Here is a 24,932-nt window from a genome sequence, read left to right as displayed (position 1 = left end):
CCGCGCACAGCGTCGCGAGACCCGCCACCGCCGGCGTCGCGCCGACCACCCGGTTGCCCCCTGGGGCGGTGGTGCGGCGGGCCGCGCTGTCGACCGGCCGATTCCCGTTGCCGTTCCCGGGACGCTCGTTGACGCGGCCCGTGCCCGGTGTGACGATCCGTTGCGGGGTCAAGGGAACGGCCGCCGACGGCAGCACCTTCCGCACCGCCCGTGCGGCTTGGCCCGAAAGTCTGCGTTCCGGTACCGCCGCGGCATGTCGCGGCGCACAAGGACTTGCTCCTCAGGTCCCCACGAGGGAGGAACGGGCCACATGTACAACGAGCTCGGATACGAGCTGGGTAGCTGGACCCTGGCGCGGATCGAAGACCCGGACAGTCCACTCCAGACTTCCTTCTCCCTGTTGGGGATGGACTGGGACCTGCTCCCCGAGGTGTTCCCGCCGTACACGGACCCGGGGCCCGGCCTGTTCGCCTCCTGGGTGCCCTACCGGGCCGGCGAGCGGTTCCTGGAGATGGGGTGCGGCGCGGGCGTCGCCTCCGTGCTCGCCGCGCAGCGCGGCTGCTCGCCGGTGGTGGCGGTGGACATCAACCCGGCCGCCGCCGAGAACGCGGCGCGCAACGCCGCCCGGCACGGGGTGGCGGACCGGGTGCGCGCGTTGACCAGCGACCTGTTCGAAGCCTTGGACGACAACGACTTGTTCGACGTCGTCTTCTGGAACAGCCCGTTCATCGAAGCGCCGGAGGACCGCGCGTACGCCAAGCAGATCGAGCGCGCGGTGATGGACCCGGGCTACGGCCTGCAACGCCGGTTCTTCCAGGACGCGGGCGCGCACCTGGCCGAGGGCGGGCGGATCCACCTCGGCACCAGCGAGGCGATGGGCAACCCCGAGAAAATGCTGAAGGCGGCGGCCGACGCGGGTTTCCAGGGACGCAAGTTCCGCTCGGAAGCAGTCGCCCTGCCCGCCGCGGACTTCGACCAGACCCCCGTCGTCAAGGCGAACACCGACGAGCACGGGATGATGGCCATGGACTTCACGATGTACGAGTTCCTGCGGTCCTGATCCCGGTTCGCCCGGCAGCGGAGCACGGATCTCTTCGAGAGAGGGAAAGCATTGTCTGTCCAGCTTTTCGACCCGGCCGACCTCCCCGAGCCCTACGGCTGGCGGCAGCTCGCGGTCGGCACCGGGACCCGGATGGTGTTCCTCAGCGGCCAGACCGCGCGCACCCCGAGCGGCGACCTGGTGGGCGCGGGGGACCTGGCGGCGCAGACCGAACAGGCGTACCTCAACGTCGGCCGCGCCCTGGCGGCGGTCGGCGGCACGTTCGACGACGTCGTGCGGCTCAACATCTACGCCGTGGACTGGCAGCTCGCCAAGTGGGACGACGTGACCGCGGGCGTCAAGCGCGCGGCCGAGCGGCTGGGCGCGGACCTCGTCCGGCCCGCGACGCTGATCGGCGTGGCCACGCTCGCCGAGCCCGAGTTCCTGATCGAGGTCGAGGCGACCGCCGTCCTGCCCTGACCTGTCCTGCGCTGACCGGTCCTGGCAGGGGTCGGAACGCGGTCCGCCCCCGCTCCGCCGCACGACCGGCGGAGCGGGGGCGGACCTGTTCCGCGGGGAGTCCGGTCACCAGAGCTCGCGGGTCCGCGCGTAGTACTCGCGGAGCAGCTTCAGCAGGTCGGGGTCGAACCGCGAGGTGAACACCAGCTCGGCCGGCGGCGTGATCTCCGGGTCGATCTCGGCGACCCAGCGCTCGATCGCCGGGCGCAGGTCCATGCCGATCCAGTGGTGCCAGTCGACGGGCAGCGTCCAGTCCTGCTCCGGGCCGATCGCGAACTGCTCGATGAACGTGTTGTCGATGATCTGCTCGCGGGTCATCGTCTGGATCGGCTTGCGGATCGGGTTGAACAGCTCGAAGTCCTCCGCGCCGGGCTCCCCGAGGATGCGCGCGGCCATCTCCTGGGCCACCAGGGGCGACAGGTGCAGGCCGTCGCGGTAGGTGCCGGTCATGATCCACAGCCCGTCGACGCCGCCCGCGCCGAGCATCGGGAAGCCGTCGACCGACACCGGCCGGTTGCCGACCTGGATCTTCTGGATCGGGCTGCCCCACAGGCCCATCCGGATCTGGCGGTGCGCGCACTGGAGCAGGAAGACGAGGTCGCGCATGTCGGCGGCGTCCCTCGGCTGGACCGAGATGACGTTGGTCGCGCCGACGTAGACCTGGCCCTCGCCGCGCGGGACGAGGTGCAGGCCGCAGGCGAACGACCGGTTCGGGGTGCGGATCACGCTGCGCGGCGCGGTGCCGTCGAAGGTCTTCATCAGCACCGACACGCCGTACCCGCTGACCAGCGGGGGCATCCGGTCGCCGCCGGGCAGCTCGTTGAGCAGCCCCTGGGTGCGGGAGCCGGCGGCGAGCGCCACCTGGCCCGCGGTCAGCCGGTCGCCGCTGGTCAGCGTCACGCCGGTGACCTGGTCCCCGGTGTGGTCGACGCGGATCGCCTCGCCGGGCACGGCCGTGCCGCCGGCGGCGACGAACGCGTCGTGCAGCCGGACCAGCAGGGCCGCGGAGTTCACCGCGTGCTCGCCGGGGATGTGGAACGCCCGCAGCGGCCGGGAGATCGGCTCCGCGTCGACCCACTCCAGGTCCAGCGGGTCCACGTCCTCGAACGGCTGGTCGTACCGGGTGAGCTCCTCGCGGATGGCGCGGAAGTTGGTGTCGTCGATCTCGGCCATGCCGATGGTGTTCAGGATGACGGTGGTCCCGTCGGCGGTGAGCAGCTCGTCGGCCGCGCCGTCGCCGAGGCCCGCGAGCCACTCCGGCCACATCCCGGTTGCCTTGATGCCGAGTTCCAGCTTGGTCCGGCCGGCGTCGCTGGCCACCAGCGTGGTCGTGATCTCGCCGAAGCAGCCGAGCATCGCGCCGGACGCGGTCGAGCCGGCGTAGGGGCGGTGCGGCTCGCCGACCACGGCCACGGCCTGCCCTCGGCGGGCCAGCACCAGCCCGAGCGAAAGGCCGAGCACACCGTTGCCGACGATGATCACGTCGAAACTTCCGTTGGGCGCGTCAGTGGCACTCATGCAGGTTTCCGTCCTGTTCGAAGGAAACCGCACGGAGAAATTCGGAATGTCCCACAACAGGGTGCGCTTGCTTTCCGTGCGGCCCTTCGGATACTGGCACCGAACGGCTTTCCGGACAATAATCGTCCCGGAAACGGCAACGCTCCACCGCTGTTCCCGGCACAATGGCCAGGTGGTTCGCCGACCTCTGCGGCCAGGGGGTTGACGGCACTCGGCCGGTGCTGCGCACCAGCACTTCGGCGTTGTTCGCGGTGTCGCCCGCGATCCGTACCGCCGCGCTTCGGAATCACGCAGATCCCGTTTGCCGCCGACCGCCGGCGGTCTCCCCGCCGGGTATCTTCCGGCGGCCGTCGTCACTCGATCGCGTCGGTATTGCCCGCGTCCGGTTTCACCCGCATGTGGATGCGCTCGCCCTGCGGTCCGAGGATGTTGAGCACCTCCACCGGACCCGTTCCGGTGCTGCCGAACCAGTGCGGGAACCGGGTGTCGAACTCGGCCGCCTCGCCCGCTTCCAGCACCAGGTCCTGATCGGCCAGCACGAGTCTTAACCGCCCGGACACGACGTAGAGCCACTCGTAGCCCTCGTGCGTGCAGAGCGTCGGCGTGCTCCGGTCCGGCGGGATGATCGTCTTGAAGGTGTGCAGCGGCCCCGGTTGCCGGCTCAGCGCGAGCACCACGCTGCCGTCCACCCGGCGCGGTGTCGGGCGGATGCGGGGGTCGGACACCTCGGGCCCGCCGATCAGCTCGTCCAGCGGTATCCGGTAGGCCCGGACGATCGGCAACAACAGCTCCAGGCTCGGGCGGCGCTGGCCGACCTCCAGCCGCGACAGCGTGCTCTTGGAGATCCCGGTCTGCTCGGAGAGGGTGGCCAGGCTCAGTCCGCGCTGCGTGCGGAGCCGTTTGAGGCGGGGGCCGACGCCGGCCAGGGCCGACGCGATGTCGTCGAACGGTGCCATGCGGTCATGACACCAGTACGTCCCGAAAACGGCAACTAAGGTTGCTCACCCTGCATCACGCGGGCCAGCATGACGACGGAGGTGATCCCTGAATGACTACGAACGGTGCCAGGGGAATCGAGTACGACGCCGTGGTGATCGGTGCCGGGGCGGCCGGACTCAACGCGGCCCTGCTGCTGGCACGGGCGCGGCGGCGGGTCGCCGTGGTCGACAACGGGCAGCCGCGCAACGCGCCGGCCGCGCACATGCACGGCTTCCTCTCCCGGGACGGGATGCCGCCGGCGGCCTTCCTGGAGGCGGGGCGCGCGGAGGCGGTCGGGTACGGGGCCGTGATGGTCGACGCGGCGGTGGAGACCTCGTTGCCCGCCGACGGCGGCGGGTTCACCGCGCTGCTGGACAACGGCGGGACCCTGCACGCCAGGAGCCTCGTCGTGGCAACGGGTCTGCGCGACGAGCTGCCGGAGATCCCCGGGGTGCACGACCGCTGGGGCCGCGACGTCGTGCACTGCCCCTACTGCCACGGCTACGAGTTCCGCGACCAGGCGATCGGCGTGCTGGGCACCAGTCCCGGCGCGGTGTTCCACGCCCAGATGCTGCGCCAGTGGTCCCCGGACGTCGTGCTGTTCGCGCACACCCTGGACCTGTCGGCCGAGGATCGCGAGCGCTTGGACGCCCGGGGGATCGTGGTCGTCGAGGGGTCGGTCGCGGCCGTGGCGGTGCAGGACGACGCCGTGCGCGGGGTCGAACTGGCCGACGGCAGCAGCGTGCCGCGCTCGGGCGTGTTCGTGGTGCCGCGCATGGTGCCGCGGGACGCCCTGCTGCGCGGACTCGGTTGTGCGGTGGGGGAAGACGGCTGGGTGAGCGTCGACCGCCACGGCCAGACCAGCGTTCCCGGCGTCTGGGCGGCGGGTAACGTGATCGACCCCCGGGCGCAGGTCGTCACCTCGGCCGGGATGGGGTCGGCGGCGGGTTTCGCGCTCAACATCGACTTGGTGCAGCGGGACATCGCCGCCGCGCTGCCCGTGCGCGCCGGGTAGTGGCGGTTCTCCCGGGCCGGGGTGCTCGCACCCCGGCCCGGGAGAACCGCAGGACGGACGTGCTTCTGCCGAGGGCCGGCTGTCCGGGCTGGACTCCCGGCTCGGGGCTAAGCGGCGAAGATCCCCCAGCGGTAGTACCACCCCGCCTGCGGGCTGTTCGTTTCCGGGTTCCGGTCGTGGTGGGTGCACCGGGTCACGGTGAACATCTGGCCCATGCCGGTTTCCTGGTCGATGAACCCCTGACGGGCGACCTGGCACTCCGCGTCCGAGCTGTACGCGCCGTCCCAGTGGTAGATCCAATACGCTTGGGCGGGAGCGTTCGACAAGGTCAGCAGGGTTCCGGTGAATGCCACGGTGATCAGGGCGGCGGGTATTCTCCGCATCGGGTGCCTCCACGTGGGCGGACCATTCCGGAATCAGCGTAGCGGCGCGCACCGGGCAGTCGATCGCCTTTCCGGTCGCTCTCCGATCGCACATCCGCCAATCCTGCGGGCAGTGGGACCCGCCGGGTTGGTGCGGTCGGGTGCGTGCTCTGGTGATCACCGTAGGAGATGGATAACTGCCTGGCGTGACTGTCGACGGTCCGTCCGGGCAGCCGGCAGACGTCCTCCGGTTCCTGCTGCTGAACCACGCCCCGCACTTCCTCTTCCCGGCCGCGCTGCGGGCCGTCGCGGTGCTGGGCGTGGCGGACCACCCGACCCGGGAACCCCGACCGGTCGGGGAGCCGGCCGAGGCGGTGGGTGCCGGGTCGGGTGGTTCGCACCGGGTGTTGCGGCTGGTGGCCACGCGCGGGGTCGTCACCGAGGTCGACACCGGGAGGTTCGCCTCGACCCCGCTGGGCGACCTGCTGCGCACCGACGCCCCGCCCGGCGACCTCTGCCTGGTCAAGCGAATCCTGCCCGACTGGGACGACGAGCGTCCTGGTGGTCGAGGCGGTGATCCCGCCCGGCGACGACCCCCACTACGGCAAGCTCACCGACCTGCTGATGATGAGCTCCCTGCCGGGCCGCGAGCGCACCCGCGCCGAGTTCGAGGACCTGCTCGCACGGGCGGGTTTCCGCCTCACCCGCGTCCTCCCGACCGCTTCCCGGCTGTCGATCGTCGAAGGCGTCCCCGCCGACCGGTGAGGCGCGCCCCGCCGGGCTCAGGCGAACGCGACGAGGTAGCCCAGGACGACCACCAGCAGGTAGGCGGGGTAGGAGATGCGCGCGAACGACGCCAGTCTCTCCTCCGCCCGATCGCGCCCCCGGGTCGCGAAGCGCTTGCGCAGCATGGCGACCAGCACGCACATCGCGGCCAGCAGGATGAACGCGTAGTAGCCCCACTCCAGGGCCACGGTGTAGCTGACCGACGGGAGCTGCGACGTCACGTTGTTCAGCAGCACGGCGGTGCTCAGGATCGCGGTGACGCCCATGGACACCGGTGCCGAACCCTCGCTCGCCCGGAAGAACAGCGACAGGTAGGTGACGCAGATCAGCAGCACCAGCGGCAGGAGGTTCTTCACCAGGAACGGCAGCACGTCGCGGGCGATCTCGATGTCCGCCGTGTACTGGCTGTAGTAGATGCCCGACACCGGGCCCGAGGCGTCCCTCCCGCCCAGCGCGTCGCTGCTGCCCACCGTGCGCTGCGCGAACGTCACGGAGGACGCGATCCAGTTGGGCAGGCTGTCGATGCCCGCGTCGGCGTCGGTGCCGCTGCTCAGGTACGCCTCCGCCGGCTGGTTGAGGATCTCCTTGTCGGTCACGTAGGTCACCTCGTCCGCCGTGCGCGTGCGGTTCTGCAACCGCACGTCCAACACCTGCCGGTCGAACGGGTAGCTGCGGAACTCCAAACCGTGCTTGAACCGGTCGGCCACCCGGTAGAGCCGGTAGGTGCGGCCGTTCTCGGTGACGTCGCGCAGCGGCTGGCCCAGCTTCAAATCCGGTTTGACCGCGTTCACGAAGAGCACGTCCGACGCGGCGTGGTCGCCGTCGTACTTGAGCCACAGGAAGAAGTCCACGAAGTACGTGCCGTCGCGGGTGTCCAGGTCGCGGACCTCGTTGAGGTTTACGCCGGTCGCCACGACCTGCCGCCGGGTCAGGTGCCGGTCGCCGATCGCGATGACCTCGCCGGACGCCAGGCCCTCGCGCAGCGCCCGGTCCGACAGCGGCTCGTGGTCGGTGAGCTGCACCGGGGCGGACACCAGCCGGGTGCCGTCGCTGACCACGAAGGACACCGGCATCCGCGCGGAGCCCGTCGCCGTGAAGTACAGCGGTCCGAGCAGGGCCGGGAACGCGTTCTTGCGGTCCTTCAACGAGGCCAGCGCGTCGCGCAGGCGGCGGCGGTCGTCGGCCCGCCGCGACCCGGTCAGGTCGAGCCCGCCGGTCCGCACCGCGTGCAGCCCGACGTCGAGCGCCTGGCGGGCGGTCGCGGCCGGCCACAGCGGACGTTCGCCGAACCGCTCCTCGTAGTCCTGCGACCAGGACAGCGCGGGGCCGGACAGCGAGTCCGGTGCCAGCGCGGTGGCCAGCAGGAGGTTCGAGGTGAACAGGCCGGGCCGGCCCCGGTCCTGCTCGTCGCGCACGAGGGACCGGTGCAACGACTGCGTGCCCATCGACGCGGTGCCCAGGACCTGCCCGGTGAAACCGGCTTCCCGCAGGCGTTCCACGGCCCGCAGGCCGCGCTTCTCGGACATCGCCAGCACGACCGGCACGTCCGGTGGCGACTCGCCGAGCCGCCGCACGGCGTCGTCCACCCCCTGGCCCGACACCGGGACCCCTCGGACGTCCGCGCCGAGCACGCCGAGCGCGCTCGCGATGTTCTCGTGCAGCGACTGCCCGTACTCGTCGTCGTCGAACACGACCGTCGCCGCACGAGCGCCGAGCACCTTGACCAGGTAGGCGGCGAGGAAGTTGCCCTGCGTGTGGTTGCCGAACGTGCTGCGGAAGTACCAGTCGCTGTCGTCGGTCAGGCGCGGGGAACCGGCGGTCGGGGTGATCGCCGCGATCCCGGCCCGCTGGTAGACCGGTGCGGCGGCCAGCGCGGTGCCGCTGGTCGCGTGGCCCACCACGAACAGCGCCCGGCCGTCCCGCACGACCTCCTCGGCGATGGCCCGCGCCCGGTCCGGCTGCCCGCCGTCGTCGTGCACGTCCAGCTCGACCCGGTGCCCGGCGACGCCGCCGTCCGCGTTCACCTCGTCCACGCCCATCCGCAGGCTGTGCTCGACGTGCGCCGACTGCTCGGCCGTCTCCCCGGTGAGGTCGGTGACCAGGGCGATGTGCAGGGTCTCGCGCTGGTCACCGCCGGCGGTCGCCCACACCGCGCTCGCCGCCAGCAGCGCCGCGACGGCGCTGACGACCACCCACCTCCGCGAACCGGCTACCCACGACCGCCGGGCCGGCGGCGGGCCCACCGGACGCGGTGGCGAGACCAGGTCGGCGACCTCGGCCGGGGCCCGGCCCGGTCCCCGGCCCAGGGCGGCCCGCGCCCGCAGCGTGTCCGGCTCGGCGAGCAGCTTCGCGGCCTTGTCGAGGCAGAACCGGCGCTCGGCGGGGTCGTCGACGAGTTCGGCGAGCCACCGCCACGCCGGTTCGTAGTCGAGGTCCTCGGCCAGCGCCCGGCCCAGCAGCTCCCGCGCCCGCGCCGGGTCGGAGTCACGGGCGCGCAGCGCCTCGTGGGTGAGCGCGGACGGGGTGGCGGGCAGGTCGGACACGGGCACAGCCTCCGGGGACCGCTCGCGCGGCGCAGGTGTCGATCGGCGGGTGCGGTGGGGCGCAGCGGGTCCGCCCGAGGTTACGCAGCACCGCGTGCGCCGATCGACGACGGCGGTGATCGACCCGGAGTGAGGAAACCCGGTGCCGGGCACGCACTCCGCATCTCGATCGGGTGAGCGGATGAGCGCCCGCGGTCGACCGGTCGGAACCGGCCGAACAGCCAGTGACCAGGCTGCCGCCGGTCGGGGGCGACGTCCGGACGCCCGGCCGGACCACGGCACCCGCGCCGGCGGAAAACCGGGAGCGCGCCGGGAGCGGTGCGCGCTACGGTCCGGCGGTGACCGATGAGGACGGGTACTTCGGCGAGCGGGTCGCGGCCGGTTACGACGAGTCGTCGGCGGAGATGTTCGAACCGGGCGTGGTGGGCCCGGCGGTCGACTTCCTGGCGGGGTTGGCCGGCCCCGGCCGGGCGCTGGAGCTGGGCATCGGCACGGGCCGGATCGCGCTGCCGCTGGCCGCGCGCGGCGTGCCCGTGCACGGCGTCGACCTGTCCCGGGCGATGGTCGCCAGGCTGCGCGCCAAGCCGGGCGGCGAGGAGATCCCGGTGACCATCGGCGATTTCGCGACCGCGTCGGTGGGCTCGACGTTCTCCGTCGCGTACCTGGTGTTCAACACGATCATGAACCTGACCACCCAGGACGCGCAGGTCGAGTGCTTCCGCACGGTCGCGGCGCACCTGGAGCCCGGCGGCTTCTTCGTGGTCGAGGTCGCGGTGCCCGACCTGCGCGCGCTGCCGGCCGGTCAGCGGGCCGTGCCGTTCCACGTCGGCCCGACGCGCTGGGCGTTCGACCTCTACGACCCGGCCACCCAGGAGATGAGCTCGAACTACGTCGAAGTCGTCGACGGCCGGGGTGCGTACCGGTCGATCCCGTTCCGGTACGCGTGGCCGGCCGAGCTCGACCTGATGGCGCGGATCGCCGGGCTCCGGCCGCACGAGCGGTGGGAGGGGTGGGGGCGGGAGCCGTTCACCGGGGAGAGCCGCCGGCACGTGTCGGTCTGGCGGAAGCCCCCCGAGGTCGTGGCCTGAGCGCCCGTGGCCTGCCGCGACCCGGTGTCCGCGCGGGAACCGGGTCGGCGAGCCCGTCCACCGGCCCGCCCGGGGTGCGGTCCAACGCCCTGATCACCGCGTTCCCGCCCGGGTCGGGCCGATCCCGGAGTCCCGCCGGCGAGGCCGCGCACGGCGGCGACCGGTCTCTGTGGACGACCGGGATCGACTCCACGCGGTGGATGACGACCGTGCTGACGGATTTCGGACCCGGTACGTACTACGGTGGGGCAGCGGCCGGACGCGGGAGGCGACGACGGTGACCACCTGGGTCAATGTGATCAACTATGTGCGCAGTCGGTACGAGGTGCTGGAGGAGACCGACACGTGGCTGCGGTTCCGGCTCGACACGGAGGGCGGGCGCACCCAGCAGGTCGCGGTGCACCACGTCAGTGACGCGGACGGCACGGCGTGGCTGGAGATCTCCTCGGCCGTCGGCCGGGCGGACGCGATCGACCACGCGCGGCTGCTGGAGCTGGCCGGCACGGCGCTGGTCGGCGGCGCGGCCGTGGTGGACGGTGTCGCGCTGCTCAAGCACACCGTGCTGCTGGAGGAGCTGGGCGGCGTCCGCGAGGAGTTCGAACGCCCGCTGACGTTGCTGGTGGCCAGTGCGGACGCGTTCGAGCACGAGCTGACGGCGGCCGACCACTTCTGACACCGGTCCACGCGCGACCCCCCGACGCCGAGCGCGGCGGGGGTGTCGCGGGCCACCCGGCGCACCCCGCCGGGGCGGGCCGTCCTCGGCGCGGGCGGGTGTTCGCCCGGCCGACGCCCCACGAGTCGGCCGGACGAACGGTCACAGCGGGCCCGGCGGGACCACGTCGACCTGGTCGGGGCGGACTTGTAGACGACGCAGGCGGGGGAGCACCGCCACCCACACGAGCACCGCCGCGCCGACGTACGCCACGGTCATGGTGAGGCTCATCGAGAGCGGGCTGGTGCCGCTCAGGGACACCAGCGGCGCGACCAGCGGCCCCAGGGCGAACGACGACGTGCCCAGCAGCGCCGCGGCCGTCCCCGCCCGCTCCCGGTGGCCGGCCAGGGCCAGCGCCGACCCGTTGGACTGCGAGCCGCCGCTGGCCAGCATCATCAGCGCCAACGACACCAGCAGCGGGATCAACCCGAGTCCGAACAGCACCGAGACCAGCGCCGACGCGGCGGCCACCGCGCCGAGGGTCGTGCCGATCGCGTACATCCGCGCCGTGCCGGCACGGCGCACCACGACCCGGTTGATCTGCGCGCCCACCACGGCCATGACCGCGTTGCCCGCGAAGCACAGGCTGAACACCTGCGGGCTCAGGGCGTAGCTGTCCTGGAGCACGAAGCTGATCGACGCCAGGTAGGTGAAGAACGCGACGCCGCCGAGCGCGGCCACCACCAGGAACCGGAGGAACATCCGGTCTTGGAGCACCGCGCCGAACTGCCGCCCGCCGCCCTTCGTGAACCGGGCTCCGGGTGGCAGGCTCTCCGGTAGCGACGTCAGCGCCAGCAGGAACAGCGCGACACCGATCCCGGCCAGCACGCCGAAGATGCCGCGCCACCCCATGTACGGCGCGAGCTGCCCGCCGACGACCGGGGCCACGATGGGGGCCAGCGCTCCCACCGTGGTCAGCATCGCCAACAGCCGCACCAGTTCCACGCCGTCGGTCAGGTCGCGGGCGACCGCCAGGGCGATCACGATCCCCGCGGAACCGCACAGCCCCTGGAAGAACCGGGCGGCCAGCAGCAGCTCGATGGACGGTGTCAGGGCGCACGCCAGGGACAGCAGCGCGAACAGCCCGACACCGAACAGCAACGGCCGCCGCCGGCCGAACCGGTCGCTGAGCGGGCCCACGACCAGTTGGCCGAGGGCCAGCCCCAGCATGCACGCCGACATCGTCGCCTGCGCGAGGCTCTCGCTCGTGCCGAGGTCGGCGGCGAGCTCGGGCAGCGCGGGCATGTAGAGGTCCATCGAGATGGGGCCGAAGGTCTCCAGCAAGCCCAGTACGACGGCGACGCGGCGCAGGCTCACGGGACCCGCAGGGTCCGGCGCAGCCAGGACAGCCGGACGGCCTCCGCCGCGCGGGACACCACGGCGTCGGGGGAGAACCCCGCGAACGCGTGGTACCCGCCCGACCAGACGTGCAGCTCGGCCTGCCCTCCGGTGGCCCAGATGCGCGTCGCGTACTCCGTCGCCTCGTCGCGGAAGATCTCCGCGGCACCGACGTCGACGTACGCCGGCGGCAGCCCGGACAGGTCCGCCATCCGCGCCGGCACCTGGTACGGCGACGCCTCGTCGGTGCCGCGCAGCGGACCGAGGATGGCGTTCCAGGCGGTGTCGTTGTTGTTGCGGTCCCACGCGCCCCGGCCGTCGTACTGCCGGCTGGACACGGATTCGTTGCGGTCGTCCAGCATCGGGCACATCAGCATCTGCCCGGCGAGCGCCGGACCGCCGCGATCCCTGGCCAGCAGCGAGACCCCGGCGGACAGGCCGCCGCCCGCGCTGGCCCCGGTGACCACGATCCGGTCGCGGTCGACGCCGAGCTCCTCGGCGTGCTCGGACAGCCACACCAGGCCCGCGTAGCAGTCCTCGACCGCGGCGGGCGCGGGGTGCTCCGGGGCCAGCCGGTACTCGACCGACACCGCCACCGCGTTGAACCGCAGCACGTCGGCGATCAGGCCGTCGATGCCGAAGTACCGGTTGCCCAGGACCATCCCGCCGCCGTGGATGCCGTAGAGCGCGGGTGCGTCCACGACACCGCCGCGCGGCCGGATGATCGTCAGCTCGACGTCCGGCGCGCCCGGCGGACCGGGCACCGTGCGCTCCTCCACCTCGACCGGCCGGTCGCCGACGATCTGCCCGACCGGCGGGACGATGGTGTCGAAGTGCGCCCGGTTGGCCAGGATCGTGTCGGCCCGCAGCGGAATCCGCTCGACCATGTCGAGGAACGCCGCCAGCCCCGCTTCCAGCTCGGGGTCGTACGGGACGGGCGGGTACCGGTCGGCGCTCATCCGGCGGCCAGCCCGAGGACCCGGCGCAGCCACGACGTCCGCGTCTCGATCGCGATCTTGCTGACGTGCCACTCGGGCACGTACATGTCGAACCCGTGGAACGCGCCGCTCCACACGTGCAGCTCGGCCTGGCCGCCGGTCTCCCAGATCCGCAGCGCGTACTGGGTGTCCTCGTCGCGGAACGTCTCCGCGCTGCCGACCTCGATGAACGCGGGCGGCAGGCCGGACAGGTCGGTGGCGCGGGTGGGCGCGGCGTACGGCGACACCGCGTCGGTGCCGTAGTCGTCGCCGAGCAGCGACTGCCACCCCGCGAGGTTCGTCTCGCGGGTCCACGTGCCCAGGTTGCTGTACTGGTGGCTGGCGACGGTGGTGTTGGTGTCGTCGATCATCGGGCACAGCAGGAGCTGCCCGGCGAGCGCGGGGCCGCCCCGGTCGCGGGCCAGCAGCGCGACGCCGGCGGACAGGCCGCCGCCCGCGCTGCCGCCCATGACCACGACCCGCGCCGGGTCGATGCCGAGCTCGGCCGCGTGCTCGACCGTCCACACCAGACCGGCGTAGCAGTCCTCCACCGGCGCGGGGTGCGGGTGCTCGGGCGCGAGCCGGTACTCCACGTTGACCGCGACGACGCCCAGCTCCACCACGAGGGCGAGCAGCCGGCCGACGTCCATGTTGCGGTGGCCGACCATCATGCCGCCGCCGTGGATGTTGTACAGGCAGGGCACGGGACCCTCGACGTCGCGCGGCGCGAGGACCGTGATCTCCAGGTCCGGTGCCCCTTCGGGGCCGGGGACCTTCCACTCGGTGACGAGCACCGGTGCGTCGCCGACCTGCTCGGCGGCGGGCGGGAACATCGCGGCCATCGCGGCGCGCATGCCGGGGATCGTCTCCGGCGTGAACGGCGGCGCGTCCGGCGACACGATCTCCGCCAGCGCGGCCTCGATCTCGGGGTCGAAGGGGACCGGGGGGTGGGTCACGACAGGCTCCTGGGAAGTGGGTTGGGAAGTCACGGGCCCTCCGGGTCGACCACGCCGCGGTCCGCCCAGAACGGCTCGACCAGGGAGCGCAGCTCGTCCGCGCCGACCTGGTCGACGAGGTCGACGGCCGCGAGGTTGTCCTCCAGCTGGGCCAGCTTGCTCGCGCCGAACAGCGTGGTGACGTTGGCCGGGTGGGTGAGGGTGAAGGCGACCGCGAGCCGCGCGGCGCTCGTGCCGAGCTTGTCCGCGACCTCCGCGATGCCCGCGGCGTGCTGCTTGAGCGCTTCCCGGATGCCACCGGGGTCGCGGCCGATCTCGCGGGTCTGGCCGTCGCTGCCGGCCAGAATGCCGCCTTCGAGCACGTCCGAGGCCTGCATGGTGAAGCCGCCGGCGAACAGCTCGCCGAAGGGCTCACCGTCCGGGATGGACCGTCGGCCGATGCTGTACTTCAACTGCGCGATCTGCGGTCCGTCGACCCCGCGCGCGGCGGCGATCTCCTGGAGGCGGCGGATGTTGCCCGCCGACCAGTTGTTCACGCCCCACGCCCGGATCAGGCCGTCGCGGGCCAGCCCGGACAGGTCGTCGACCAGGTCCTCCAGGGCGACGTCGTCACGCCGGAGGTCGCCGAGGATCACCAGGTCGGCGACCTCGAAACCGCCGCGCAGGAAGGCGTTCTCCAACTGCGGGCGGAACCCGGCGTCGTCGAAGCCCTCGATCCACAGCTTCGCGGACACCAGGTACTCGTCGCGCGGGATGCCGGAGGCGCGCATGATCGCGCTCCAGATGACGTCGGTGAACACCGGCGGCATGCCGGGGAACCCGTACACGCCGACGTCGAACAGGTTGATCCCGGCGTCCACGGCCGCGCGGATCATCGCGACGGAATCGCGGAAGTCCATCCGGTCGTAGGTGTGCCAGGAGCCGAGGGACAGCAGCGAAACGTCCACATCGGACGTTCCCACGCGGCGGCGGGGCAAGGTGGGCACAGCGCCTCCTACAGGATCAGGGGAGTCGGGGGTCGATGACGGCCTTGACCTCGTCGAGCCGGTGCATGGCCTCGATCCGGTCGGAGGCGGCGGACAGGCCGACCGGGGTGCCGAACAGGTCGTTCCACGGCATCCGGTCGCCGAAGGCACCGAAGAACTCGATCGCGCGGTGGTAGTCGGCGATGTCGCCGTTGAGCGAGCCGACGACGGTCAGCTCCTTGCCCATCACCGTGCCCAGCGGCAGCGGTGCGGAGTCGGGGCCGGTGGTGCCGACGATGACCACGCGCCCGCGCTGGGCGGCCATGGCCACGGCCTCCCGGCCGACCGAGGGCGCACCGGCGAAGTCCAGCACCAGGTCCGCGCCGTGGCCGCCGGTCAGCTCGCGGACGCGCTCGACGATCCCGTCCGAGCCGAGCGAGATGTCGACGGTGGCGTCCGCGCCGAACTCGCCGGCCAGGGTGAGCCGGGACTCGGGCGCGCCGACCGTGATCACCTTGCCGGCACCGGAGATGTGGGCGACGGCGGTGGCGAACAGGCCGAGCGCGCCGGAGCCCTGGACCACGACCCGCGACCCCGGCGTGACACCGCCGACGCCGTGGAACGCGCGGAGCACGGTCTTGGCCGCGCAGCCGGCCATGGCCGCCCAGGTGTCGGGCAGCTCCGCGGGCAGCAGCAGCTTGGCCGCGCCGGGCACGACGTAGGCGTACTCGCTCAGCCCGGCGGTGGCGAACGGGTGCACGTCGGACCGTTGCAGGAACCCGTAACCGCGACGGGAGCACGCGACGGGCTCGCGCAGGACGGTGCAGCCGTAGCACTCGCCGCACGTCGACTCGGACCAGCCGATGCGCGCGCCGACCGGGACGTCCCGGCCGAGCGCGTCCCGGGTGCCGGGACCGACGGCGACGACCTCGCCGACCATCTCGTGCCCCAGCACCATCGGCAGCATGCCGGGGAAGCTCATCTTGCCGGACCAGATCTCGACGTCCGTCCCGCAGAGCGTGGCGCACGAGACGCGCACCAGGGCCGCGCCGGGTTCCACCTCGGCGGGCAGCGGGAGTTCGGTCAGGTGCAGCGGTTTGCCGTGATCGATCAGCACCGCCGCGCGGGTGGAGGTCGGGACGGACATCGGGCTCCTTCCGGTGGCGGGAGGCGCGAACGGGCCACCCGGTGGGTTAGTCTACGGATGTCGACTAAAATGTCGAGACCCCGGACACAACAGGAGTGCCAGTGGGGACATCAGTTGCGGACCTGGTCCTGCGCGGCGGACCGGTCCACACCATGGCCGGCTCCGCCCCCGCGACCGCGCTGGCCGTCCGGGACGGGCGCGTGCTGCGCACCGGCTCCGACGAGGACGTCGCCGACCTGATCGGCCCGGGGACCGACGTCGTTGAACTCGGCGGTCGCGCGGTCCTGCCCGGCATCAACGACGCCCACCTGCACGCCACCTGGCTGGGCGCGCTGTGGCCGCACACCCTGTTCGGCGACACCGGCGCGCCGGGCATGGCCCCGGAACGCCCGCTGACCACGCCCGCCGAACGCCGGGCGGCCATCCTCCGGGCGGGGGACCTGTTGGCGGCGCTGGGGATCACCAGCTACACCGAACCGGGCCTCGGCCCGGGTGAGGACGCCGGGAGCACGGGCGCGTTCGGCACGTCCGTCGTCGAGCAGTACCGCGACCTGGCCGCCGAAGGGCTGCTGCGGGCGCGGGTCACCGCGCTGTGGCTCTACGGCGAGCTGGACGGCCCGAGCACGCTGGCCGACTTCCAGGCCGGTCTGGCCACTGTGGATGGTGCCGGGCCCGACCCCGAACGGCTGAACTTCGCCGGGGTGAAGATCTTCGCCGACGGCATCCCGCCGATGCGCTCGGCCTACACGCACCACTGCTACGCCGACGGCTCGCGCGCGGAGCTGCTCGTCGCGGGCGGCGACGACGCCGAGCGCGAGGCGAACCTGACCCGGATGGTCCTGGACGCCCACCGGGCGGGCCTCCAGGTGGGCCTGCACGCCACCGGCGACCGCTCGATCGACCTGCTGCTGGACGCGGTGGCCCGCGCCCGCGCGGACCACGACGTCGACCTGGGCCACTACGTCATCCACGGCGACCTGGTGAGCGCCGCCCAGCTCGACCGGATGGCCCGCCTCGGGGTCGGCCTGTCCGCCCAGGCGGGGATCGCCGTGCGCACGGTCGGCGTGGTCGACGCGGCCATGGGGGAGGGGCGGGCGGCGAGCGCGTGGCCGTTCCAGGCGGCCCTGGACGCCGGCGTGCCGCTGTGCCTGACCTCCGACTCCCCGGTCCTCCCGCCCGACTGGCGGCGCGAGATCGCCGCCGCCGACCGCTGGATGGGTCCGGCGGCGGACCGGCGGCAGCGGCTGGAGACGCTGCTGCGCTGCTACACGGTGCACCCCGCGCGCCAGGACGGTGCCGCCGCCTGGAAGGGCACCCTCGCCGAGGGCATGGTGGCCGACCTGTGCGTGCTGGCCGCCGACCCGCTGGAGCTCACCGCGGCCGAGCTGCCCGACGTGGACGTCGACCTCACGGTCCTGGGCGGCCGGGTGGTCTTCGAACGCACCCGCTGAGCGCGTTCTGAACGCGAAAGAGGGCCGGACCTGCGAGGTCCGGCTTTCTTTCACGGTCAAGCTCAGGTCAGCAGCTGGCCGCCGTCGACCGGCAGGCTGGTGCCGGTGATGTGCGCGGCCGAGTCGCCGGCCAGGAACACCACCGCCGCCGCCACCTGCTCGACCGCCGCGAGCTGCCGCAGCGGGATGCGGCTCTCCCAGGCCTGGCGGGCGGGCGAGCCCTCCGGCAGGCCGGCGGCCAGCATCGGGGTGAGCACCGGGCCGGGGGCCACGGCGTTGACCCGGATGCCGTTCTCGGCGAGCTCGATGGCCGCCCAGCGGGTCAGCGCGTCGACCGCCGCCTTGCTGCTCTCGTAGCCGCCCATGCCCGGGGTCGGCTGGCGTCCGCCGATGGACGACAGGTTGACCACCACGCCGCGCACCCCGGCCTCGACCATCCGGCGGGCGACCTGCTGGGTCATCAGGAACGTGCCGTGGACGTTGGTCTGGAGGATGCGGAGCATGTCGGCGGCGGGCAGGTCGAGCAGCCGGCCGTGCACGCTCAGGATGCCCGCGTTGTTGACCAGCACGTCCACCGGGCCGACCTCGTCGAGCGCGCGGGCGATCGAGCCCTCGTCGGTGATGTCCACGGTCACCCCGCGCACACCGAGCGTGGCGGACGCTTCCTCGACGCCCTGCACGTCGGCGAGGACAACGTTGTCACCGAGAGCCCCGAACGCGGCGGCGATCGCGCGGCCGATGCCGCCGGCTCCTCCGGTTACCAGCACGGTGCGGGCAGAGGTCATCGTCGGTTCCTCTCGCGGGACCGGGAGTCCGGTCGGGCTTACAGTATACAAGCGTAGAAAATAAACCCCTTGGACCACAAGCGGAACCGGGTGGTCGGGTGCGCCGCGTCCACTCGGGCGGGTCCGGTCGGCGGGGGGTCGCGGCCCGATCGGGTGGACCGCCGGCCGATCCCGGCGAAGGGGGTGGCACTTTTAATCGACGTGCGTAGACTAACGCTCTCTCGTCCCGGGCGGTCCGAGGCCGCCCGCATCCCGCTAGAGGAGCCAGCCATGACCGGACCCGCACCGGACCGCATCGTCGACATCGCCATCGGTTACATGGGTGCCAAGCAGTTGTTCGCCGCGTCCCGGATCGGGCTGTTCCGCGCTCTCGCCGACGGTGACCGCTCGGTCACCGAGCTGGCCTCGGCCACCGGCGTGAGCGAGCAGATCGTCCGCATCCTGGCCGACGCGATGAACGCCCAGGGCCTGCTCGACCGCCGCGACGGCCGCTACTCGCTCGCCGCGGACGCCGCGGAGTACCTCGCCGGCACGGGCGCGACCGACCTCGCGCCGTTCCTCGGCTTCCTGAACGAGATCAGCTACGGCCACTGGCTCCAGTTCGACACCACCGTGGACACCACCAAGCCGGGCGACCTCCAGATGGACGACGCCCGCTGGGGCACGTTCATGTCCGGCGTGATGACCTACAACTCGCTGCACGCGGCGATGCTGGCCCGCGGCTTCGACTTCACGTCCTACCGCTCCATGCTGGACCTGGGCGGGCTGTCCCCGGACTTCGCCATCGGCGCGCTGCGGGCCAACCCGGACCTGACCGTGAAGTTCGTGTTCGCGCCGATGTCGACGCAGGGCATCAACGACGCCCTCGCCGCCGCCGGGTACGCCGACCGGGCGACCGTCGAGCCCGCCGAGACCGAGACGGCCGCGCCCGGCGGCGAGCACGACATCGTCATGGTCAACCACGTCATCCACCGGTTCAACGCCGAGCAGAACCAGGCGATCCTGACCAACGCCCGCGCGGCGGCCAAGCCGGGCGCGACGCTCCTGCTGCTGGACTTCTTCCTGGACGACGACGAGCGCCAGCGCCCGATCGACGCCCTGCACGCGGGGGAGTACTTCGTCATCGACGGCACGATCGTCTACCCCGAGTCCGAGGTGCGCTCGTGGCTGGAGGGCACGGGCTGGCGCGCGCGCGAGGTCCTGGCGCTGCCGGGCAGCCCCCGGGTGCTCGTCGCGGAAGCCGTCTGAGGCGTTCCGACGCGGTCTGCGGTCGTCGGTATCCCGCATACGATCTTCTCGCGGCCAAAACGTTGACAGTCCGTTACTTCCGCGACGAATTGTAGTCGGTTAACCGTTGATTTTTTTGCCGACAGTCGTAGACTAACCCGCATCACGGTGAGCCAGGTCTCACCTCTTGATCTAAGAATGCACCAGGCGCGGACCCCCACCCGCCCCAGCGGAGCGCGGCCCACGCCGGCGGTCCATCACCCGAGAGAAGGACTCCATGACGAGGAACCGGACAGCGGCACTGGTCGCGGCAGTCGCCGCAGCGGCCACCGCGCTCGCCGGATGTACCAGCTCAGGCGGCGGTGGCGGCGGCAACGCCCCCGCTGCGGCGGGGGACGAGCTCAAGGCCGGGGTGTTCCTCGACGTGACCTCCTGGGACCCGGCCAACGCCGACATCGGCTTCGACGGCCCGTACCTGTCCGCGGTCTACGACCCGCTCGTGGCCCTGGACAAGGACGGCAAGCCGGTGCCGGCGCTGGCCTCCTCCTGGGAGTGGTCCGCCGACCGCCTGACGTTGACCGCGAAGCTGCGCACCGGCGTGACCTTCGAGGACGGCCAGAAGTTCGACGCCACCGCGGCCGTCGCCAACATCCAGCACCTGAAGGCCGGCGTCCGCTCCGGCCAGGCGTACCTCAACGTCGCCGACGCCGCCGCCAAGGACCCGGAGACGCTGGAGATCCGTCTGTCCAAACGGGACGACGCGCTGCTCTACCAGATGGGCCTCGGCCGTAGCTGGATGGCCTCGCCCGCCGCGATCACGGCCGGCTCGCTGGCCACCGACCCGGTGGGTTCCGGCCCGTACAAGTACGACAAGGGTGCCTCCGCGCCGCAGTCGCAGTACGTCTTCAGCAAGAAGACCGACCACTGGGACGCCGGCACCTACCCGTTCCCGTCGGTGAAGCTGTTCCCGATCACCGACCAGACGGCCAGCTTCAACGCCATGCTGTCCGGCCAGCTCAACCTCCAGTTCGCCAACGCGGCCAACCTCGCGAAGGCCAAGGAGAGCGGCTGGAACATCTCCCAGAAGGCGGCCTCGTGGGTCGGCGTGCAGTTCGCCGACCGGACCGGTGCCCAGGTCAAGGCGCTCGGTGACCAGCGCGTCCGGCAGGCGATCAGCTACGCCTTCGACTCGGCGGGCATCCTCAAGGCGGTCGGCAACGACTCGGGCACCGTGACCAACCAGGTCTTCTCGGTGGACGGCCAGGTCTACGACAAGTCGATGAACGACAAGTACAAGACCGACATGGCCAAGGCCAAGCAGTTGCTCAGCGACGCCGGCTACCCCGACGGCTTCAGCGTCAAGATGCCGATGTCGCCGATCTTCGCGGCCTGGCAGCCCGCCGCCAACCAGACGTTCGGCGAGCTGGGCATCAAGGTCGAGTGGCAGGACATGGCCATGCCCGACTACCAGAAGAACGCCCCCACGTACCCGATGTTCCTCGCGGTGATCGCGCTGGCGGGCAACGACATGGCGACCCTCACCGACCAGGTCACCACCGCCCAGTGGTACAACCCGAACCCGGCCGTCGACGCCTTCCCCGAGATCAAGGCGCTGGTCGACCAGGTCGAGAAGGCCGAGCCGGGTCAGCCGCAGACGGACCTGCTCAAGCAGCTCAACACCAAGCTGGTCGACCAGGCCTGGTGGGCTCCCTGGTACCAGGCCAACAACACCTACTTCAGCGTCAAGGGGATCACGGTGACGCCGGTCACCGGCATGATGTTCCCGACGCTGCGGTTCATCCAGCGCGGCTGACGCGCCCGTGCTCCGGCAGGTCCGTCCACAGCGGACGGACCTGCCGGTGAGGAGCCGACTGACTATGCTGTCCTTCATCGCGAAACGCCTGTTGTCCGGAATCCTGCTGCTCCTGGTCGTCACCAGCGGCACGTTCTTCCTGGCACACCTGGCCGTCGGGGACCCCACCCCCGGCCTGCTCGGCAACAGCGCCACCGCCGCCCAGCAGGACGCCCTGCGCGCCAAGATCGGCTACGACCGGCCGCTGCTGGTCCAGTTCTGGGACTGGCTCACGCACGCCGCCGCCGCCGACTTCGGCACCTCGTGGCGCAGCTTCCAACCGGTCAACGACCAGTTGGTGCAGCGCGTCCCGGTCACGCTGTCGGTCGTGGTCTTCGCGACCCTGCTCTCCGCGGTCATCGGCGTGGCCGTGGGCATCGTCTGCGGGCTGCGGCCCGGCGGGATGCTCGACCGGACCCTGAAGCTCGCCTCCGTGGTGCTGTTCGCACTGCCCGGCTTCTGGATCAGCCTCGTGCTGGTCACCTGGTTCGCCATCAACCTGAAGTGGTTCCCGGCGATCGGGTACGTGTCGCCGGACCAGTCCGTGAGCGGGTGGCTGAGCTCGATCACCCTGCCCTCGGTGTCGCTGGCGCTCGGCGCGATCGTCATGGTCGCCGAACAGCTCCGCAACGGCTTCCTCCAGGTGACCAACCAGGACTTCGTGCGCACGCTGCGGGCTCGCGGCCTCTCCGGCCGCCGCGTCACCACGCACGTGCTGCGCAACGCGTCGCCGGCGGCGCTGACCGTGCTCGCGCTGATGTTCGTCGGACTGCTCGGCGGGGCCATCGTCGTCGAGATCGTGTTCAACCTGCCCGGCATCGGCAGCCTGACCCAGTCGGCCTCCCAGATCGGGGACATCCCGGTCCTGCTCGGGCTGACCGCCGTCACCGTGGTGTTCGTCGTCATCGTCAACTTCCTGCTCGACCTGTTGCTCGGGTGGGTCAACCCGAAGGTGCGCGACCGATGACCGCTGCCCCTTTCCCCACCCCACTGGCCCCCGTCAAACGGATCTCGCTGCTGCGGCGCTACCTGCGCCGCCCGCTCGGCGTGATCGCCCTCGCCGTCATGCTGGTCATCGTCGCCGCCGCGCTGCTCGCTCCGTGGCTGGCTCCGTTCGACCCGAACTTCGTGCAGTTCACGCTGACCCACGCCGAACCGGGCAACGGGCACGTGCTCGGCGGCGACTCGGCCGGCCGCGACATCCTCAGCCGCCTGCTCTACGGCGCGCAGACCACCCTGTTCGGCGCGGTGATCACCTGCGGCGCGGGGCTGCTGCTCGGCGTGCCGGCGGGCGTGCTGGCCGGGTACGCCGGCGGCACCACCGACCGGTTGCTCTCCTGGATCAGCGACGCCCTCCAGTCGGTCCCCGGCATGATCGTGCTGCTGGTGGTCGCGGCGGGCACCGGCCAGGACTTCGCGGTCCTCATGGTCGCGCTGGGCATCTTCCTGGCCCCCGGCTACTACCGGATCACCCGGGCGCGGGCGCTGGCCGTGCGCAAGGAGCCCTACATCGACGCCGCGCGCGTCGCCGGCGTGACCAACGTCCGGATCGTGCGCACCCACATGATGCGCGCGGTCTACGCGCCGATCCTGGTGCAGACGGCGCTGACCGCCGGCATCGCGATCGGCATGCAGGCGGGCCTCCAGTTCCTCGGCATCGGCTCGGCGTCCACGCCGAGCTGGGGCCAGATGATGAACGACGGCTTCCAGAACATGCTCACCTACCCGCTGATCCTGCTGTGGCCGTCGATCGCCCTGGGCGTCACGATCGCGGCGCTCGCGTTCATCGGGTCGACGCTGGCCGACCTGGTCAGCGTGCGCTCCGAGCAGCCCTCCCGGCGGGCCAGGGTGCGGGTGCGCGAAGCGCTCGCCGCGCCCGCGCCCACCGAGCTGTCCGACCGGGCCACCAGCGGCACGCACGAGCACCGGGCCGAGGACAGCGTCCTGCGGGTGGAGAACCTGCGGGTCGGCTACGCGACCCAGAACGGGGTCAAGGAGGTCGTGCGCGGGGTGTCCCTGGACGCCGCGCCCGGCGAGGTGCTCGGCATCGTCGGGGAGTCCGGTTCGGGCAAGACGCAGACCATCTTCACGGTGCTCGACCTGCTGCCCACCGGCGGCACCGCCGTCGCGGACGGCATCTGGGTCGGTGGCAAGGAGGTCGGCAAGCTGCCGCCGCGCGAGCGCGCGGCGCTGCTGGGCCGGTCGATCGGCTACGTGCCCCAGGAGCCGATGAGCAACCTCGACCCGTGCTACACCGTCGAGCGCCAGTTGGTCGAGCCCCTGCGGCACGTGCACGGCCTGTCGAAGACGGCGGCCCGCGCCCGTGCGCGGGAGGTCCTGGTCCGGGTGGGCATCACCGACCCGGACCGCGTGCTGCGGTCCTACCCGCACCAGATCTCCGGCGGCATGGCGCAGCGCGTCCTGATCGCCGGCGCGGTGTCCGGGCGGCCGTCGCTGCTGGTCGCCGACGAGCCGACGACCGCGCTCGACGTGACCGTGCAGGCGGAGGTGCTGGAGCTGCTGCGGGAGTTGCAGCAGGAGTACGGCATGACGCTGGTGATCGTCACCCACAACTTCGGCGTCGTCGCGGACATCTGCGACCGGGTCGTGGTGATGAAGGACGGCCGCATCGTCGAAACCGGTCCGGTGGACCGGATCTTCAACAACGCCGAGCAGCCGTACACGGCCGAGCTCATCAGCGCGTCCCTGGACGACGTCGAGGACCGGCGGCAACTGGACGCGGCCTGGGCCCAGGGGGTTCCGATCACCCTGGACCGCCGTGCCGCGCACGTGGGTGGAGAGGACGACGCACGATGATCGCGCCCGAGGACGCCGCACCGCTGCTCGCGGTGGAGGACCTGGTGGTCGACTACCGCTTGCACCGCAAGCTCAAGCTGCGCGCGCTCAAGGGCGTGTCGATCTCCGTGGGGCCCGGCGAGTGCGTCGGGCTGGTCGGGGAGAGCGGGTCGGGCAAGTCGACGCTCGGCAAGGCCGTGCTGGGCCTGGCCGCCGTCGCGGCCGGTCGGATCACCTTCGACGGCAAGGACATCACGCACGCGCGCGGTGCCGAGCGGCGGCGGCTGGCCAACGACATCCAGGTCGTCTTCCAGGACCCGTACGGTTCTCTCGACCCCACCATGACGGTCGGCGAGGTGCTCACCGAGCCGCTCCAGGTGGGCGGGACGACGAAGGCGCAGGCGCGCACCGTGGTCGCGGAGATGCTGGACCACGTGCGGCTGCCGGTGGACTCGGTGCACCGGTACCCGAGCGAGTTCTCCGGCGGGCAGCGGCAGCGCATCGCGATCGCGCGGGCGCTGGTCCGCAAGCCGCGCCTGATCGTCTGCGACGAGCCGGTGAGCGCGCTCGACCTCACCACGCAGGCGACGATCCTGGACCTGTTCATCGACATCCAGCGGGACACCGGCGTGTCCTACCTGTTCGTGTCGCACGACCTCGGCGTCGTGCGGCGGATCTGCCACCGCGTCTCGGTGATGTACCAGGGCGAGATCGTGGAGTCCGGGCACACCGGCACGGTCACGCAGGACCCGGAACACCCCTACACGCGGCGGCTGCTGCTCGCCGCGCCCGTCGCCGACCCGGCCCGCCAGGCCGAACGCCGTGCCGCCTGGCTCGGTCTTCGGGACTCGGCGTGACCGGCGTCGACTAGGGTCGAG

Annotated in this window: 23 protein-coding genes; 12 read left to right on the top strand and 11 right to left on the bottom strand. The window is 72.1% G+C overall.

Annotated elements, in window-relative coordinates; genetic code table 11:
- A partial coding sequence (locus AB0G01_RS34425; protein WP_360954824.1) for a hypothetical protein occupies positions 1 to 196 on the bottom strand: 196 nt, incomplete at its 3' end.
- A 114-nt stretch (positions 197 to 310) separates the two neighbouring features.
- Here AB0G01_RS34425 and AB0G01_RS34420 point away from each other — a divergent pair.
- Together AB0G01_RS34420 and AB0G01_RS34415 are read left to right on the top strand one after the other, a co-directional pair.
- A complete protein-coding gene (locus tag AB0G01_RS34420) occupies positions 311 to 1,060 on the top strand; it encodes a methyltransferase (RefSeq protein WP_360954821.1) in 750 nt (249 codons plus the stop codon).
- Between the two features lie 51 nt (positions 1,061 to 1,111).
- A complete protein-coding gene (locus tag AB0G01_RS34415; protein WP_360954818.1) occupies positions 1,112 to 1,519 on the top strand; it encodes a RidA family protein in 408 nt (135 codons plus the stop codon).
- Positions 1,520 to 1,624: 105 nt separating this feature from the next.
- Here AB0G01_RS34415 and AB0G01_RS34410 read toward each other — a convergent pair whose 3' ends face one another.
- Both AB0G01_RS34410 and AB0G01_RS34405 read right to left on the bottom strand, forming a co-directional pair.
- On the bottom strand, positions 1,625 to 3,076 hold the full coding sequence (locus tag AB0G01_RS34410; RefSeq protein WP_360954815.1) for an FAD-dependent oxidoreductase: 1,452 nt from the start codon (positions 3,074 to 3,076) through the stop codon (positions 1,625 to 1,627).
- A 353-nt stretch (positions 3,077 to 3,429) separates the two neighbouring features.
- Complete coding sequence (locus tag AB0G01_RS34405; RefSeq protein WP_360954812.1) at positions 3,430 to 4,032, bottom strand: XRE family transcriptional regulator; 603 nt, start codon at positions 4,030 to 4,032, stop codon at positions 3,430 to 3,432.
- Positions 4,033 to 4,124: 92 nt separating this feature from the next.
- Here AB0G01_RS34405 and AB0G01_RS34400 point away from each other — a divergent pair, with 92 nt between their 5' ends.
- On the top strand, positions 4,125 to 5,069 hold the full coding sequence (locus tag AB0G01_RS34400; protein WP_360954809.1) for an NAD(P)/FAD-dependent oxidoreductase: 945 nt from the start codon (positions 4,125 to 4,127) through the stop codon (positions 5,067 to 5,069).
- A 107-nt stretch (positions 5,070 to 5,176) separates the two neighbouring features.
- On the opposite strand, the gene AB0G01_RS34395 is transcribed toward AB0G01_RS34400, so the two are convergent.
- Positions 5,177 to 5,452 carry a hypothetical protein gene (locus AB0G01_RS34395; RefSeq protein WP_360954806.1) on the bottom strand — a complete coding sequence of 92 codons (276 nt, stop codon included), beginning with the start codon at positions 5,450 to 5,452 and terminating at the stop codon, positions 5,177 to 5,179.
- Between the two features lie 357 nt (positions 5,453 to 5,809).
- Between AB0G01_RS34395 and AB0G01_RS34390 the strand changes: the two genes are divergently transcribed.
- Positions 5,810 to 6,196, top strand: coding sequence for a methyltransferase (locus AB0G01_RS34390; RefSeq protein ID WP_360954804.1), 387 nt, complete (start codon positions 5,810 to 5,812; stop codon positions 6,194 to 6,196).
- Positions 6,197 to 6,213: 17 nt separating this feature from the next.
- Here the strand turns inward: AB0G01_RS34390 and AB0G01_RS34385 are convergent, their stop codons facing one another.
- Positions 6,214 to 8,760: an ABC transporter substrate-binding protein gene (locus AB0G01_RS34385; RefSeq protein ID WP_360954802.1), complete on the bottom strand. Its 2,547-nt coding sequence runs from the start codon at positions 8,758 to 8,760 to the stop codon at positions 6,214 to 6,216.
- 338 nt (positions 8,761 to 9,098) lie between these two features.
- Here AB0G01_RS34385 and AB0G01_RS34380 point away from each other — a divergent pair, with 338 nt between their 5' ends.
- Positions 9,099 to 9,848: a class I SAM-dependent methyltransferase gene (locus AB0G01_RS34380; RefSeq protein WP_360954799.1), complete on the top strand. Its 750-nt coding sequence runs from the start codon at positions 9,099 to 9,101 to the stop codon at positions 9,846 to 9,848.
- 277 nt (positions 9,849 to 10,125) lie between these two features.
- Positions 10,126 to 10,521, top strand: a complete 396-nt coding sequence (locus AB0G01_RS34375) for a hypothetical protein (protein ID WP_360954796.1) — start codon at positions 10,126 to 10,128, stop codon at positions 10,519 to 10,521.
- Between the two features lie 141 nt (positions 10,522 to 10,662).
- On the opposite strand, the gene AB0G01_RS34370 is transcribed toward AB0G01_RS34375, so the two are convergent.
- From AB0G01_RS34370 to AB0G01_RS34350, 5 genes are read right to left on the bottom strand one after another with little or no spacing between them, the layout of a single operon-like run.
- Positions 10,663 to 11,877 (bottom strand): multidrug effflux MFS transporter, encoded by a 1,215-nt coding sequence (locus tag AB0G01_RS34370; protein WP_360954793.1) that lies wholly within the window; start codon positions 11,875 to 11,877, stop codon positions 10,663 to 10,665.
- Positions 11,874 to 12,857 (bottom strand): alpha/beta hydrolase, encoded by a 984-nt coding sequence (locus AB0G01_RS34365; RefSeq protein WP_360954790.1) that lies wholly within the window; start codon positions 12,855 to 12,857, stop codon positions 11,874 to 11,876. Before AB0G01_RS34365 ends, AB0G01_RS34370 begins: the two co-directional genes overlap by 4 nt.
- Positions 12,854 to 13,831, bottom strand: a complete 978-nt coding sequence (locus AB0G01_RS34360) for an alpha/beta hydrolase (protein ID WP_360954787.1) — start codon at positions 13,829 to 13,831, stop codon at positions 12,854 to 12,856. The genes AB0G01_RS34365 and AB0G01_RS34360 overlap by 4 nt, the downstream gene beginning before the upstream one ends.
- A 29-nt stretch (positions 13,832 to 13,860) precedes the next feature.
- Positions 13,861 to 14,817, bottom strand: a complete 957-nt coding sequence (locus AB0G01_RS34355; protein WP_360954784.1) for an aldo/keto reductase — start codon at positions 14,815 to 14,817, stop codon at positions 13,861 to 13,863.
- 16 nt (positions 14,818 to 14,833) lie between these two features.
- Positions 14,834 to 15,943 carry a zinc-binding dehydrogenase gene (locus tag AB0G01_RS34350; protein WP_360954781.1) on the bottom strand — a complete coding sequence of 370 codons (1,110 nt, stop codon included), beginning with the start codon at positions 15,941 to 15,943 and terminating at the stop codon, positions 14,834 to 14,836.
- A gap of 101 nt (positions 15,944 to 16,044) precedes the next feature.
- Between AB0G01_RS34350 and AB0G01_RS34345 the strand changes: the two genes are divergently transcribed.
- Positions 16,045 to 17,394 carry an amidohydrolase family protein gene (locus AB0G01_RS34345; RefSeq protein ID WP_360954778.1) on the top strand — a complete coding sequence of 450 codons (1,350 nt, stop codon included), beginning with the start codon at positions 16,045 to 16,047 and terminating at the stop codon, positions 17,392 to 17,394.
- Positions 17,395 to 17,456: 62 nt separating this feature from the next.
- On the opposite strand, the gene AB0G01_RS34340 is transcribed toward AB0G01_RS34345, so the two are convergent.
- The gene (locus AB0G01_RS34340; RefSeq protein ID WP_360954775.1) at positions 17,457 to 18,179 is read right to left on the bottom strand and encodes an SDR family oxidoreductase; all 723 of its coding nucleotides are present in this window, start codon (positions 18,177 to 18,179) and stop codon (positions 17,457 to 17,459) included.
- Positions 18,180 to 18,449: 270 nt separating this feature from the next.
- Here AB0G01_RS34340 and AB0G01_RS34335 point away from each other — a divergent pair, with 270 nt between their 5' ends.
- The 5 genes from AB0G01_RS34335 to AB0G01_RS34315 all read left to right on the top strand — a co-directional run bounded on the left by AB0G01_RS34335 (position 18,450) and on the right by AB0G01_RS34315 (position 24,911).
- Complete coding sequence (locus AB0G01_RS34335) at positions 18,450 to 19,427, top strand: methyltransferase dimerization domain-containing protein (RefSeq protein ID WP_360954772.1); 978 nt, start codon at positions 18,450 to 18,452, stop codon at positions 19,425 to 19,427.
- A gap of 256 nt (positions 19,428 to 19,683) precedes the next feature.
- Positions 19,684 to 21,219 (top strand): ABC transporter substrate-binding protein, encoded by a 1,536-nt coding sequence (locus tag AB0G01_RS34330; protein ID WP_360954769.1) that lies wholly within the window; start codon positions 19,684 to 19,686, stop codon positions 21,217 to 21,219.
- 64 nt (positions 21,220 to 21,283) lie between these two features.
- Positions 21,284 to 22,225, top strand: coding sequence for an ABC transporter permease (locus tag AB0G01_RS34325; RefSeq protein WP_360954766.1), 942 nt, complete (start codon positions 21,284 to 21,286; stop codon positions 22,223 to 22,225).
- Positions 22,222 to 24,075 (top strand): dipeptide/oligopeptide/nickel ABC transporter permease/ATP-binding protein, encoded by a 1,854-nt coding sequence (locus tag AB0G01_RS34320; protein WP_360954763.1) that lies wholly within the window; start codon positions 22,222 to 22,224, stop codon positions 24,073 to 24,075. The genes AB0G01_RS34325 and AB0G01_RS34320 overlap by 4 nt, the downstream gene beginning before the upstream one ends.
- Complete coding sequence (locus AB0G01_RS34315; RefSeq protein WP_360954760.1) at positions 24,072 to 24,911, top strand: ATP-binding cassette domain-containing protein; 840 nt, start codon at positions 24,072 to 24,074, stop codon at positions 24,909 to 24,911. The genes AB0G01_RS34320 and AB0G01_RS34315 overlap by 4 nt, the downstream gene beginning before the upstream one ends.
- The last annotated feature ends 21 nt before the right edge of the window (positions 24,912 to 24,932 follow it).

This window comes from Actinosynnema sp. NPDC023587, from assembly GCF_040640215.1.
GTDB lineage: Bacteria > Actinomycetota > Actinomycetes > Mycobacteriales > Pseudonocardiaceae > Actinosynnema.
The sequence above is the reverse complement of the archived record's forward strand: the minus strand, read 5'-3'. Positions and strand labels throughout refer to the sequence as shown.